Source organism: Tunicatimonas pelagia, assembly GCF_030506325.1.
Lineage (GTDB): Bacteria > Bacteroidota > Bacteroidia > Cytophagales > Cyclobacteriaceae > Tunicatimonas > Tunicatimonas pelagia.
The window spans coordinates 3,863,375-3,877,955 of record NZ_CP120683.1; the positions used below are offsets into that span (position 1 = coordinate 3,863,375).

Genomic DNA, 14,581 nt, shown 5'->3' on the forward strand with positions numbered 1-14,581 from the left:
ATCTTAGTAGTCATAAACTTAAAGTAGATATGAGAACTATTCCTTACTCAACCCTGCTGTTTGTAATTTCTATTGCTAATCTTGTCCAGACGCAAAATAATGAGGAGCTACAAAAAACGGCCGATAAAGATCAAGAAGCAGGAACACCAGTCTGGACTGAGGAGGATCGAGAATATCTATTGAATAACCTTATTCAATCTAAGGAAGAACTAATCAAAGAAACTCAAAACCTAACTGAGGAACAATGGAACTTTAAGGAGAACCCAGATCGCTGGAGTATCAACCAGATTGTTGAGCACTTAGCCATCTATGAACTTATCTTTATGAATCAAATCTCTGTTGCGCTGCAAATGGGTGAACTCCCTCAAATAAAAGAGTATCCAGCCGATAGCCTGTTCCTAGGTAACGATCCTAGCCAGAACAAAACAACTGATTTTACTAAGCCATTTTCTTATACAGTACCACTTGGGAACAACCAAGGAAGTAATAACTTGATTTGGCTAACTACAATGAGAGACGAATCAATAGAGTTCGTAAAAAACGAGAATAGAAATCTAAGATTATACTACATCAACTTCGGACCGAATATTCACCATAAGTGCATGCAGATATTTGCTCATACTTTTAGACACCTAAATCAGATTAGAAAAGTTAAGAAGCATCCTAATTTCCCAAAACTGTAGATACCAAACGACCCACTACGTTTGCCAAAACCTATACGTTGTATGAAATTCTATCTCGTATACTTTCCGTACCAAACTCCCATCTTTTCTATCATCTAATCTCTAACTCTCAAAACCCACGCCATGCTAAAAAACTATCTCAAAATCAGCCTTCGGAATTTTAGAAAAAATGCACTGTACGCCACGCTGAATATTGTTGGCTTAGCCATTGGGTTTGCAGCCTGTATCTTCATTGCTATTTATCTGCACTACGAAACCAGCTTTGAGAACTTTCATACACAGGCTGAACGAATTTACCGGGCCTCGTACCGATTTGATTCGGGAGGAGATTATAAGGTACACTGGGCTCGGGTTCCGGCCGACTTTGTCAATGAGCTACCGAATGATATACCGGAGATAGAAACGCTGATCCGCTTCCAGAACCACGAGCGCAAGTACATTCGGATTGACGATAAGAAGTTCCGACCCAAGCACGCTTACGTAACCGATCCGGAGGTATTTCAGGTATTTGATTTTCCCCTAATCGCTGGAAACTCCGAAACAGCCTTGGTGCAACCCCGTTCGGTAGTGCTGACCGAAACGGTAGCGCGTCGCTACTTTGGTAGTGCCGATGTGCTAGGCGAAGATTTGTACGTATCCGGTGGATTGGGTACCGAAGATTTACTGTACAAAGTGACCGGAGTGATGGCTGATATACCTTCCAATACGCACTTGCCAGTTGAAATGCTACTTTCGTACCGCGATCAGGATGAACGGGCGGGTTGGGCCTACATTTATACGCTCTTGAATGCAGAAGCTGACGTTGCTGCTGTTCATGCACAAATGCATGATTTTTTGCTCAAGTACACCAATGAGCAAGCCGCTGAGCAGCTCACCTTCGTTTTCCAACCCTTGCCCGATATTCATTTAAATTCTGACCTAGCCCGGGAGATTGTTCCTAACGGAAACCAATTGTATGTTACGATCTTCTTCTTCGTAGGGCTATTTATTTTGCTGGTGGCACTGATTAACTACGTCAACCTAAGCAGTGCGTTGGCGATGGGGCGTTCGCAGGAAGTAGGCATTCGCACCGTGATGGGAGCCAATCAACGGCATATCATGAGCCACGCCTGGCTAGAATCGGTAGGCTATACGTTGGTGGCGATGGTGCTGGCAAGCTTACTGGCCTACGGGCTATTTCCCTACTTCTGCCAACTGACGGGGGTAGAATTTCTAATGCCAATCGGTTGGTTTGTGTTAGGACTCATTGCTCTTGCCGTAGTGAGCGGTTTGCTAGCCGGCTTGTATCCAGCGGTAATTCTCCGTTCGTTTAGAGTGCTAGAAGCTATTAAACACAGTAAAACGTTTGCCTTGGCTGGTCGGCGGGGTAAATTTAGTGTGAAGCGGGTGATGGTAGCCGTACAATTCGGGGTATCGGTATTGCTAGTTGCCAGTGCATTGGTCGCCTACGATCAGTTTCAGTACATCCAGAAGAAGAACTTAGGGATGCAAACCGAACAAGTTCTGGCAATTCCTGAAGTACCTGATCCCGTGAAAGAACGCTACCCTTCCTTCCGGGACGAAGTAGCTTCGCTGGCCGGAGTTCAGCAGGTAACCGCTTGTAGTCAGGTTCCTTCTAGCGAAATTCGTGATGCTGGTCCGGTACTAGTGGAGGGAGTAAATGACGACCCCGAGCAGGCACCTATCATGGACATTCAGGTAGTTGCTCCTGGTTTTACCGAAATGATGGGGCTAGAGTTTTTAGCTGGAGAAGATCGCTACGATGAACAACTTTCCCGAAGGCATCCGACTGAGTTTGACGAGGAGAATACAATTGAAGAATACTTAATTAACCAACCTATTCGCTATCTAATCAACGAAACCGCTATGCGCCAACTAGGTTGGTCATCGCCGGAAGAAGCGATTGGTCAAAACATACGCTGGTCAATTGGTACTTTGGCGTATGCCTACGGCCCCATCGATGGGGTAGTGAAAGACTTCCACCAAGAAACGCTGAAGAATGAGGTTGATCCCACGGTAATGGTCTATGAGCCACTCTGGACTTACACCTTCCTAATTAAGGTAGGAACGGCGGGAGTATCCCAAACCCTAGCGAATATTCAAACTATCTGGAATGATCTGTTTCCGGTTTACCCCATGGAGTACCATTTTCTGGATGATATGTTTCAGCGGCTGTATACGCAAGAGCGGGTACAACTACAATTGCTATCTGTCTTCAGCGGATTGGCTATTATCATCGCTTTTCTAGGGCTGTTCAGTCTGGTGGCTTATTCACTACGCACCCGCACTCGGGAGCTGGCTATCCGTCGGGTGCTCGGGGCTAGTTTAGGTTCACTCATTCAACTGATTAGCCGAGAGTACGCTTGGGTACTATTGATTGGTGGAATTGTAGCGATACCGCTTAGTTACCTTTCCATCTCCCGATGGCTAGAGAGTTTCGCTTATCGAGTCAATATTTCAGTACTCTGGTATCTGCTGACTATTGCCTTTATCGGACTACTTCTGATTATCACTATCGGTTGGCAAACCCGGCGTAGTGCTTCGGCCAATCCGGCCACGGTTCTAAAGGACGAATGATAGCTCATTTAGATGAAAACAATTATAATTAATTTTTCTAACCACCCATATTGACCGAACAATAGAGCCATTGCCCCTCTTATTTAGTTACTGTTCAGTAAAAAAACTACTGAACTGTTGTAAACTAGTTCCGCATACACCCAAACCAATACTACAGTAAGATGGCGTCAGGATTTTTTGCCTTATTTGATGATATTGCCGTGCTCATGGATGATGTAGCGACGATGAGTAAACTTGCTACCAAAAAAACAGCGGGTATTCTGGCCGATGATTTAGCTGTTAACGCCGAAAAAGCGTCGGGCTTTGTTTCATCTCGAGAGCTACCAGTTTTATGGAAAATAACGAAAGGTTCGTTTCTCAATAAACTCATTATCCTGCCCATTGCTTTTCTCCTGAGTGCCTACTTGCCCGTAGCTATTGCCCCTATTTTGTTGATAGGTGGTGCGTATTTAGCCTACGAAGGTGCGGAGAAAATATACGAATATCTCTTTCATCGCAAGCACACTAAAGGTAGTGTCAATGTTACCAACATGACCGAGGCGGAAGCCGTAGCCTACGAAAAGAAGAAAATAAAATCAGCCATACTGGTAGATTTTATCCTATCGGTAGAAATCATCATGATAGCGCTGGGCACGGTGGTAGATGAACCACTAAATATACAGATTGCGGTGGTAAGTGTGGTTGCCCTACTAGCCACTGTCGGAGTCTACGGACTGGTAGCCCTTCTAGTGAGAATGGATGACTTGGGCTATAAATTGATCGCTGCGAATGAGGGAAAAGCTAGCATTGCAAAAAGTATCGGAACCGGTTTGGTAAAGACGCTACCCTGGATCATTAAAAGTTTATCGGTGATCGGTACGCTAGCTATGATCTTGGTTGGTGGAGGAATATTTGTGCATAACATTCACTTCATCCACGATCTTGTACATAGTCTACCAACAATCTTAGGTGAATTTATTGCGGGATTAGCTGTAGGAGTAATATCTCTGCCCATTGTCAACCTCTTTAAGAACGCGTTGGGCAAGAAAAAAATAGCGGAAAAAGCCTAAACCGGAGAGACCAAAGTGAGAAGACGAAGGATGATTGATGAGTAATGAATGATGATTAGTGGATAGTGGACAATACGCAATGGGTAATGGCAAATTTCCACAACCCTGTAACCTTTTAACTTTCTAAAACTTCAACCTTGAAACTAAGTACTACTGACTCTGGGCAACAAACCCTTATCTTGAGGCTGATAACAGCCAACACTAAATCATGAAGTACTACCTCACACTACCAGCACTTCCACTAATCATTTTTTCCTGTAGCACCCAACATGAGGAAGAAAACTATCTGTGGGTGTCGAACCAGCGAGTGCTAGATTTAATGCTAGAAGGAGTACTACCCCCTGCAACCAGTGATCCCGCTCAGAACGAGCACTTTGATATGATTGATGCTCAGCTAATCACCGAGATATTTGGGTTGTTCGCCCCCGCCCGGCCCGATATTGCCCTGGAAATGGCTCACTTGCCAATCCGTACCTCCGCCCGAGAGGAAGCAGCCAGTATTTCAGAATTCTACGTGGTGATGCACTCGCTGGCTTCTGGAGTAGACACTACGGTTACTACCAATGAGCAACTACGCAAGCTGGCTAGTCAGGCTCGCAAGATCTTGCCAGACAGCTCTTACACTGCCCACATGTACGACTATGTGCAAGAAAAGTACGAATCAAGAATTTCTTGGGAGCAAACTCGAGACTCCGTGTACTACCGCTATCAAGTAAACCAACAAGATGGGTACGATATCACTGCCCGTAACATTACCTGCAACGGTTGCTTTGCTGCCGGAATCAACTTTGCGGCCAGTCTGATTAGTTTATTTTACGGTGAAGGCGACATTGTGGAAACAATCAAGATTGGTGCACTGGCCGGTTGGGACTCAGATAACCCTACCGCTACTTGGGGCGGGCTACTTGGTTTTCTGATTGGGAAAGATGGGATAGAAAAAGCCTTTGGTCGTGAATTTTCCAATAGATTTAACATTCATCGTACCCGGCAGAAATTTCCTAACGAGGGCGTTGATACCTTTGAGAACATGGCTTCTAACGGAATAACGATTATTGATAGGGTAGTACAAGAAGAAATGGGCGGAACAGTAGATACAGCACAAAACGTCTGGATTATTTCTGCTAAAGAGTTTACTTTCCATTAGTTACCCCTAACTTAAGCTTATAAAAGTGTAGATAATTTTGTACTTTACTACTAAAACTACCGCACATCGAGTCTACTGTACCTCATATCCGCCCCCGATTTAAGTTAGCAACTCCACATACCAAGGAAGAGGTGCTGAACCGAATTGCGGTGCTGCTAAAAAACTCGCCAAGTAACATCCGAGGGCAAATCACAAATAACCATATCACACTGGATATTTCCGGGGAAGATGTACACTACTGGTCGCCTCAACTGAATTTCAGGGTGGAAGCTGATGAAGAAAATCAACACCATTCGGTAGTCTCCGGGCTGGTTGGCCCTCGCCCCGCTGTTTGGTCTTTGTTTCTGTTTGTTTACGCGACTATCGGGATAATAGCCCTGTTTATTTCATTCTTCGCCGTCTCAGAACTACTACTGGGAAAATCATCCAACTTATTATTTGCCTTTCCAGTTGCGCTATTATTCATGCTAACTGCTTATTTGGTTGGAAAATACGGTGAGAAATTAGCTAAAGATCAGGTTGATCTATTCAAACAGTTTGTAAGAGATGCGGTCTACTTTGAAGGGGAGAAACAGCATTAGCAGTAAATGCTATAAAAAAATATTTTGTAGCTTACCGAAGAAATAATTATCAACATACCCAACCCTATAAACGTATGTCTACTACCACTGTAACCGCCCAAAGTGCTCTGGAACAACTGATGGAAGATAACCGCCGGTTTATTGAAGAGTATCAAAGACATCCTCATGAAGGCCAGCAGTGGCACTATTCTCTGGCCGATGGTCAGCACTCCTTCAAAGAGGCGCAGCCAACGCTAACCCGAGGACTGAAAGTAGGAAGCGTAAGGATCGTTTCGGCCTACTACAAAAGTAGCACGGGTGAGGTAGAATTGTTACAAGAATAGTCTTATTTAATGAAGATCGTTGGTTTTCTTGTTGCGGTAGTCCTTTTAACTGGTTCGGGAAGTCAGCCACCTCAACAGGTCGTTGCACTATTCGATGGGAAGACTTTCCAGGGCTGGGAAGGTGATACAACCAATACCTGGCAGATTGAAGAGGAAGCACTGATAGGTGGATCGCTCGCTGAAACCGTACCGCACAATGATTTTCTAGTAACCACCCAGCCTTACGAAAACTTTGTGCTGCGATTGAAATTTAAGCTATTGGGTGACGAAGGTTTTATCAATGCGGGCATCCAGTTTCATAGCCAGCGGCTGGATGACCCTCCCTACGAAATGATTGGCTACCAAGCCGACTTAGGCCAAGATTACTGGGCCAGTCTCTACGATGAATCGCGCCGCCGTAAAACTCTAGCTGCCCCAGACTCTGCCTTAGTAGAAACGTTACTAAAGCCCAATGAGTGGAACGACTACGAAATTCGCACCCAAGATGGCCGTATTCAACTGTTCTTGAACGGGCGAAGAACCGTAGATTATACCGAGCCTGATAAATCTATTCCTCAGTCTGGCTATATTGGTTTGCAAATTCACGGGGGCGGTAAAGCGAAGGTGTTTTATAAGAATATTATGCTAGAAAAACTTCCCTGAAGCAGTCAAGAACCTATACTAGCAACAATAGGGTAACAGATTCCAATAGAAAAATTTAGCCTTTGCTGTACTAACGTGCTAACATACAAACTTGAACAATGATCGTTCGGCGGCCCGGTTTAATCCATTTTCGCCCTGAATGTAACGTTTCCCAATTCTTTATCGCTAATCGCCATTGAACAAGCAGGTCTCCTCTATCTTTTCTTCCGCTTCTTGTAGCCCTAGATCCATAGCTTTCTGAAAGTCCCGACAAGCATCATACTGATTATTCATCAACATTTTAACCATGCCTCTCTCATAAAAAGTAACCGGATCTTTGGAGTAGAGGTCAATTGATGCCGTAAAATCTTCAACAGCCCCCTCAAAATCCATAGCCTCTCGTTTGGCTCTTGCCCGATAGTCAAAGTAATAGGCATTCTGATCCATAATCTTTATTGCCTCAGTAAAATAGTGAATAGCCTGATTGTAGTCTTCTTGCTGATAATAAACCAGTCCTAGATAGCTGATGGCATCGTCATTATCTGAACTTACAGATAGGGCTTTATTTATAAATATTTCAGCCGAGTCGTATCGTTCAAGCTCATAATAAGCTTTTCCCAAATTTAGTGTTTTGGTAGCGTCTAGCGTATCAAGCCGACTGGCTTCCTTAAATGCAACAAGTGCCTTCTGGTAATCTTCTACTGCGTAGTAGGATACGCCGAGATAGTTATGTGTATTGGCAGTTTCGTACCCCAATGTTTTCCCTTGCTCGTAATAACGAATCGCCTCAGTATGCTCTCCGGTTTGTGCCAAGGTGAATCCTACGTGAAAGAAATAGTCGCCATTGGTAGAGTCAATTGTCGTGAGATATTGGTAATCACGCATTGCATCTTCGTACTCATTTAGAGTAAGGTAAGTATACCCACGATTATAGTAGGCTTTTTCAAAGGTACTGTCCAATCCTATTGCTTTATCAAAATCAGTAATAGCCGAAGTATAGTCACCCAATTTAAATTTAGCTACGCCCAATCGGTTGTAGGTTGCTGAGTAATTTGGCTTTAGAGAGATACTCTGATTAAAGTCGCTAATGGCTCCGTAATAGTCTTCAGTTTCTAGTTTGACTACCCCTCGGTTGTAGTAGTAAATTCCGTTATTAGGATTCTGAGCAATAGCTTTTGAATAATGTTGAAGAGCCAAATCAAACTCACTATTCTTGAATTCTTCGTTTCCTAATTCATTGTAATAATCTCCGTCTTTTACTTCTGCTTCTACCTTACTTTTCAGGTGAGCAGGAATAAAGAAAAGACTATCATCAAGAGGTATATTGATAGAGACTTCTTGAATAGAAAACTCGTTTCTACTCTTTAAGTCAACTTGAATTACCGTCGAGGGAAAATCAAATCCACTATAATTTCGATAAGATAAATAGTATTCTATTTCAGTGTTTTTATCCTTTCGCACCGAATGTCCTGTCTTCTTATCGATAAATATTATCTGTTTTTCATCTCTATTGGTTAATAGTATTCTGTAACATTCTTCCCCGTTCAGTAGTGAGTTTCTTATTTCAGAGACTATAAACTCCGAAGAATCTATTAGGTGATTGATGTCAGCCCCCGCAAAACTACTAAACTGACCAAAATCGACTTCCTCTTCGTTCTTTTGAATTGTCACCTTATCCTTCATTGGATCATAGCTCCAGGTGATTGAATCGTAGCTTGATCGTATAAGTTTAAGATTCTGAAAAGATGTCTCGAGGTAAATATAGTTAGGCTGTTTAATAGCAATATACATCGGCAATTGCATCTGACCAACCTTGGCATCTGCGGTAATCTCTACGGTAGAAAAGGATGGCTGATTTGCTTCTGGTGCTCGCTTTTGGATAATTTCACTTATTTCGATCTGAAGGTTTTCTTCCAAGATTTTGGCTGTACCAAACTTCTCTACTTGCTGTTGTTGCTTATCTTGCCAGCTTTGTAGCGTTTCTTTGTCCATTTTATCAATACCGGTAAGCGTAAAACTGGCAATCCACACGTTGCTTGAGTCGTATACTTTCCCTTGAATTTCCCCTTCTTCAATCAAAACTGCTTGATAAGTGGATTGTAAATCCATCTCTATGCCCTGCACTAATGCTTCTTCACGAATAAGTAAGGTGTCATTGTTGATAGCCCCTTGAAGATACGTTTTGCTATTAAAATAATCTGGCCAACTGATGTGTCCGTCTACCTGACATTTCTTCGCCTGTTCTAAAGAAAGAGCCATCATGAACTGATTTCCCGTTATATTAAATTCATAATAGCCTAACCACTCACCCTGCCATTCATCAGTATGGCAAATAGGCTTGGCGATTAGTTGATGAAACGAAAGGAAGAGTAAAGAGCAAAAGGTGATTCTATGTATTACTAAACTTATATTTTTACAACAAAAATAATATTATTTATCGTAAAAATATAATATACGCGAGAAATATGAACTTCTCTCAAAGAGGGCTGTTTTAGCTACTCTTTCAATATGTGTTTCTTACTCCTCTAAATCAACGATGAAGAAACCGTCGCTACCTTCTTTTTGGTAGAGGGGCATAAAGATAAGTCCGTCTTGGGGCGACACAATTGGGCCGTCTTTATCTTGGGCTAGTACTTCCCCTTTTTGTACCGGTTTAAAATTGAAGTAACCGGCTTTCATGCTAAAGTTAGCCCCTTCGTGTACTACGTGCATCGATTTTGCCGTGACTCGGTTCGGTAAACCATCCGCTAACTGCTGTAGGTAACTGGTCAGATCTTCCTTGAAATTTTTGGGAGTATCTTCTACAGCACCCGCTTCTAGCAGCATTGACCAAATACCGGCTTCGTGCAGATCAATAGCTTCGGAAGAGCCAATTTGTCCACCCTCGAAGGCAAAGGAGATAAAGCCTCGTTCACAACTGTAGTTTAGTAAAGTGCCCCGGAGAAAGTATTCCATGTTCACCACAATCGGAATATGCAAAGCTTCAACTACCGGGTGGTTGGCGTAATACTCCGGCACAATAACAAAATTGCCCTTTTGTGCCGATGTGGTATGTAAGTCGGCTATAACTTTAGTAGAAACTGATTGTTCGGCGTAGTGGTCGATGATCTCCAGCAGCGCAATGGCTTCTTGGTCTTCTGGTTTAGCGTGTTCAATAGTTCCTGAGCGTAAGAACCGCAAGTGCGCCTCTGTCCAGCAACGATTTAAATCATACGCTACATACCGGCGCTGTTGGGCAATAGCGGTCAGGTTACCCCGCAAGCCAATAATCTCTCCGTTGATGGTGTATTTTTTCAGTTGTTCAAATACTCGCTCCGTAGCTCGAACTCCCTCTATCTCATTTCCGTGTAATCCCCCAATTAGTATGACCAACGGTCCGGGTCGTCCCTGGGTAAGGTGACCAATTATTCTATCCTTCATGCTGTTCTTCCAGTACATTCAATAAGCTTGCGGTTACATTTAAAAAATTACCCTCCGAAATGATGCCAACTAGTGCGCTGTTTTTTACCACCGGTAAACAAGGCGCATTATGTTGTTGCATTAGTTTCATGGCTTCCATTACGGTTTTATCGGGAGCAATGGTAATGGGGTTGCTAATCATCAAGTCTTTTACGGGTTTTTCTTCACATTTATCATTTCCCGCTCTATCTACTAAATAGCGAATCAGGCGGCGAGCGGTTACCAATCCACACAGATGTCCCTTTTTATCTTCTACCGGAACGAAGCGCACCCGTTGCCAGTCCATAATATTCGCCACCAGTTCAGGAATATCGTTTTCTTCTACGCTAAACACATCGCGGGTCATGAACTCTTCAATCAGTAAGGAAGTAGCCGACCACTCCCGGGAATCTTGCCGAGCAGCTAGCTCCCACTCGTGAATAGGTTTACCCGACTTTTGGTTCTTAATCATTGCCGAAGTTAGTGTGGACGACCGCTCGTCGCTCAGTACCTCCTTACTCAGCTTGCTAAATGATTGCAGAATCCAGTAAGACCCAGTGCGACGCAATTGGTTTCTAGACTCAATAATACCCAGATAGTAATTTATATCTTCGGAGTTCACCTGGCGTTTCTCTAGACCCTGCCGAGCCAGCGGTAGCAATTCCTTCGCAATTAGTTCGCTGGTACTAATTTTCTGCCCATTGAGCCAAGTCAAGTCAGTATCATGCCCGGCAAAGGCAGAGGAAATAAAATTAGACCGAACATCGTCAAATTCCATCTTTTGGGTGATGTCGCCGTATTCTTGGTGAGCTCCTTCCATCAACCCCAACCAGAAGGCGGAGTTGGCTACTTCATCAACAATACTGGGACCAGAGGGTAGTAAGCGGTTCTCAATCCGCAAGTGAGGTTTCCCGTTGGGACTAATCCCGTAGCAGGGGCGGTTCCAGCGGTACACGGTAGAGTTGTGGGTCATCAGACTACTAAGGTCAGGAGTTTTTCCTTCTTTTATCATCTGGGTCACATCATCATCAGGATCGGTCATCAGCATCGGTCGGAAACGAACGATATCCTCTCGGTACAGTTCAATGATCGAATCCTGCATCCAATGATTGCCAAACGTTACCCGCGGACTACGATCGCGCAAATGTTCGGATACTACTCGGGTATCAATTGACTGCTGGAAGAGCGCAATGCGAGTTTCACTCCAAAGCCGTTTCCCGAACAGAAACGGGGAATTAGTCGCAATGGCGAGTGTCGGAGCCGCAATGGCTAACGCAATATTATACTTCTGGACAAAATCCTTTGGGGCAACTTGCAAGTGTACCTGAAAACTGGTATTACAGGCCTCCAGCATGGCTGAATCGTGCTTAATGTTCAGTTCATCAATTCCTCGGATACTTAGTTCGTACTCGCGTCCTCGTAATTTGCTAAGAGCTTCCATCAGGGCGTGGTAGCGTGGTAAAGGAGTGCAATTATGATCCTCCATATCGGTCTTCCGCAGCGTAGGGAGAATCCCTGTCATCACTGGGTCAAAGCCCATTTCGGAACCCAATGCGTAAAGCTCATCCATATTCTGGGCAATACTTTGCGCCAGATCAGAAAAGCAACTGCCCGTAAATTCTAGTGGATCAAGATTAATTTCAATGTTGAACTTCGCTAGCTCAGTAGTAAATCCTGGGGACTGAATGCGGTCGAGTACTTCTAGCGAAATGGGTTTAGGCTTACAGTGAGAATCTACCAGGCATAACTCCTGCTCCGCCCCAATGTGGATGGGAGCCTCGTTAAACCAGGATTCCTCTAGCATCGTTTCCAATGCTTTTAGGTCTTGTAAGATATTTCTAGTATTGCGGTTAAGATCATCCCGACTTGAAACCAGCTTGACGTTTAGTGTGCCCATATGCTAAATTAGGTTGCTTGCTCAATATAATAAATGATTTTTGCTTCGCAGGGTTTAGGAAACCTAATCTAACTGATACAACTGTACCTGCCTCAAAAAAAGGTGTACCGAAATCTTACAATGTAAGATCAAGTGCCAGATTATTCATTTGTGGAATGAACTAAGAGCGATCTTAGCTGAATAGCTTTCAGCGCAGAAATACCAACCAATTAGATGGCTAAAAAAGGAAATTTCTTAAGAAGAAATAGTATTTCACTATTTATCGGCTTCATCATATTGCTGATTTTGGCCAGTTCAACGACTGCTTTCTACAGCCGATTGGGAGCAGCCCAGCACCAAGAGAAAAAAGACGCTCTACTAAAGGTTCGCGAAACTCTTGATAGAATATGGTCTCATATCACCCGGGCCGACATGGGTTTTCGAGGCTATGCCCTAATACAGGAAGAAAGGTACTTAGGGCCTTATAAAGGTGCCTTGGAAAAGCACGAGCAGGATTTGGATTCGCTATCTTACTATCTGTTACAGCAAGACTACCCAGAAGAAAGATTGATGGCTGATAATGAGAAAGCCATTAAGGACTATATTAGCCTAGTTGGTGAAATGATTGATCTAACTAGACAAGGGAGGAAGGAGGAAGCACTCAGCATTCTTGCAGGTAATCCTAGATATAATATTTGGCTTATCTACAATGCGTTTAATACAGATGCGATAGACTATATTAGTCAGTTACAGATAGATGCTCAGCAGCAGTACGACACTGTTCAACGCTATACTACAATAGTGCAAGCTGCACTACTTATTATAGGAATCCCCATTTTAGTCTTAGTCATTCTCCGGCTTACGCGAGAGGGTAGAGTACGTCGACAGCTATTGGGGCAATTAGACAATAGCAATCGAGAATTTGTCTATAACGACGGACATGCCCGTAGTGGTGAAGAAGCAGAACAAATTATTGGTTACCTAACTCAGAACCTGGAAAAGGTTACCAGTTTTATTAGAAACTTAGGCTCAGGGCAATCAGAGTGGACGGAGCTAAGCAATACCCAAAGAGAACTGAATGAGAATACACTGGTGGGGGAGTTGCTTAAAATGCAGGAAAAGCTCGACCAGATAAAGCAAGAGGATGAACTTCGTTTATGGGCCACTGAGGGAGAAGGCAAGGTAGCCGAAATTGCTCGCACTCACCAAACTGATCTAAGCACCTTGGGTGACGAATTACTGGCTTATATTGTCAGGTACGCCAGTGCTAATCAAGGGGGGCTTTTCATTGCTAGCGAAGAGACCTCTAACCCTCATTTAGAAATGGTGGCCTGCTACGCCTACGACACAAAGAAGTACGAAGAAAAGATCATTAAACCTGGTCAGGGCTTACTTGGTCAGGCCTTTGTGGAGCAGAAAACTATTCGGCTTACGCAAATTCCAGAAAATTACGTGCGGATTACTTCAGGACTGGGGGAGGCTACTCCATCATATCTGGTTATTATACCCTTAAAATTTAACGAAGAAGTACTAGGAGTATTGGAAATTGCTTCCTTCCAGGAGCTAAGTACCTTTAAGGTCGATTTCCTGGAAAAAATTAGTGAGATTGTAGCTTCTTCTATCTCAGTAGTACGTACCACTCAGCGTACCCACGGTTTGCTAGAAGAATCAAAGCAACAGGCCGAAGAGTTGCAAGCGCAGGAAGAGGAGATGCGCCAGAATATGGAAGAACTGCAAGCTACGCAAGAAGCAGCGCATCGCGACCAAGAGAAAGTACAAGCCATTTTTGACAGTGCTTCGGATGGCATTATTGTGCTTACGGATCAGGAACACGTAGAAATGTTTAATCCGGCAGCCGAAGAAATGTTCGGTTACTCTGCCGATGAAGTACAAAACCAATCCTTCGATAAGCTATTAGCATCACCGGCAGACAAGAACGTTGGCACCCAATCGGATACAGCACTCATCGTGGGTGAACTACAAACAGTAGAAGCTAGGCGCAAAAATGGAGACGTATTTCTAGCCGAACTAAAAATGCAAGAGAGTGAGGTAGGTAAACAGCGGATGTTCATCGGCGTAATCCGCGATCTTACCCAAGATGAGCGGCAAAGAACCAATGAAGAGTTGATGCGATCGCGCATTAAGGAAGTTGAGCAAAAGGCTTATGACCGACTGGTGAAACTTCGGGAAAAGTTTAAAGGTGAAATTGCGGAGCGTGACCGGCAGATTGAAGTACTGCAGACAAACTTAACTGAATCTAGATCAAAGAGTAAGTAGCCCCTTTTATTT

At 43.8% G+C, this 14,581-nt stretch carries 11 protein-coding genes; 8 read left to right on the forward strand and 3 right to left on the reverse strand.

The annotated features are described in order from the left end of the window. Positions 1-29: 29 nt before the first annotated feature. The 7 genes from P0M28_RS16575 to P0M28_RS16605 all read left to right on the forward strand — a co-directional run bounded on the left by P0M28_RS16575 (position 30) and on the right by P0M28_RS16605 (position 6,999). Positions 30-683, forward strand: a complete 654-nt coding sequence (locus P0M28_RS16575) for a DinB family protein (RefSeq protein WP_302203615.1) — start codon at positions 30-32, stop codon at positions 681-683. Between the two features lie 123 nt (positions 684-806). Beyond that, positions 807-3,260, forward strand: a complete 2,454-nt coding sequence (locus P0M28_RS16580; protein ID WP_302203616.1) for an FtsX-like permease family protein — start codon at positions 807-809, stop codon at positions 3,258-3,260. Positions 3,261-3,421: 161 nt separating this feature from the next. Continuing rightward, complete coding sequence (locus tag P0M28_RS16585; protein WP_302203618.1) at positions 3,422-4,309, forward strand: DUF808 domain-containing protein; 888 nt, start codon at positions 3,422-3,424, stop codon at positions 4,307-4,309. A 208-nt stretch (positions 4,310-4,517) separates the two neighbouring features. Continuing rightward, on the forward strand, positions 4,518-5,453 hold the full coding sequence (locus tag P0M28_RS16590; RefSeq protein ID WP_302203620.1) for an ADP-ribosylglycohydrolase family protein: 936 nt from the start codon (positions 4,518-4,520) through the stop codon (positions 5,451-5,453). A gap of 131 nt (positions 5,454-5,584) precedes the next feature. Beyond that, positions 5,585-6,034, forward strand: a complete 450-nt coding sequence (locus P0M28_RS16595) for a hypothetical protein (protein WP_302203622.1) — start codon at positions 5,585-5,587, stop codon at positions 6,032-6,034. A gap of 74 nt (positions 6,035-6,108) precedes the next feature. Then, positions 6,109-6,357 (forward strand): carbonic anhydrase, encoded by a 249-nt coding sequence (locus P0M28_RS16600; protein WP_302203623.1) that lies wholly within the window; start codon positions 6,109-6,111, stop codon positions 6,355-6,357. A 9-nt stretch (positions 6,358-6,366) separates the two neighbouring features. After that, a complete protein-coding gene (locus P0M28_RS16605; RefSeq protein ID WP_302203625.1) occupies positions 6,367-6,999 on the forward strand; it encodes a 3-keto-disaccharide hydrolase in 633 nt (210 codons plus the stop codon). Between the two features lie 165 nt (positions 7,000-7,164). On the opposite strand, the gene P0M28_RS16610 is transcribed toward P0M28_RS16605, so the two are convergent. The 3 genes from P0M28_RS16610 to P0M28_RS16620 all read right to left on the reverse strand — a co-directional run bounded on the left by P0M28_RS16610 (position 7,165) and on the right by P0M28_RS16620 (position 12,313). Beyond that, entirely contained in the window at positions 7,165-9,240 is a 2,076-nt protein-coding gene (locus tag P0M28_RS16610; RefSeq protein ID WP_302203626.1) for a tetratricopeptide repeat protein, read from the reverse strand. A 255-nt stretch (positions 9,241-9,495) separates the two neighbouring features. Next, positions 9,496-10,398: a succinylglutamate desuccinylase/aspartoacylase family protein gene (locus tag P0M28_RS16615; RefSeq protein ID WP_302203627.1), complete on the reverse strand. Its 903-nt coding sequence runs from the start codon at positions 10,396-10,398 to the stop codon at positions 9,496-9,498. Further along, positions 10,388-12,313: a CBS domain-containing protein gene (locus P0M28_RS16620; protein ID WP_302203628.1), complete on the reverse strand. Its 1,926-nt coding sequence runs from the start codon at positions 12,311-12,313 to the stop codon at positions 10,388-10,390. Before P0M28_RS16620 ends, P0M28_RS16615 begins: the two co-directional genes overlap by 11 nt. A 213-nt stretch (positions 12,314-12,526) precedes the next feature. Between P0M28_RS16620 and P0M28_RS16625 the strand changes: the two genes are divergently transcribed. Further along, a complete protein-coding gene (locus tag P0M28_RS16625; RefSeq protein WP_302203630.1) occupies positions 12,527-14,569 on the forward strand; it encodes a PAS domain S-box protein in 2,043 nt (680 codons plus the stop codon). Positions 14,570-14,581: the final 12 nt, after the last annotated feature.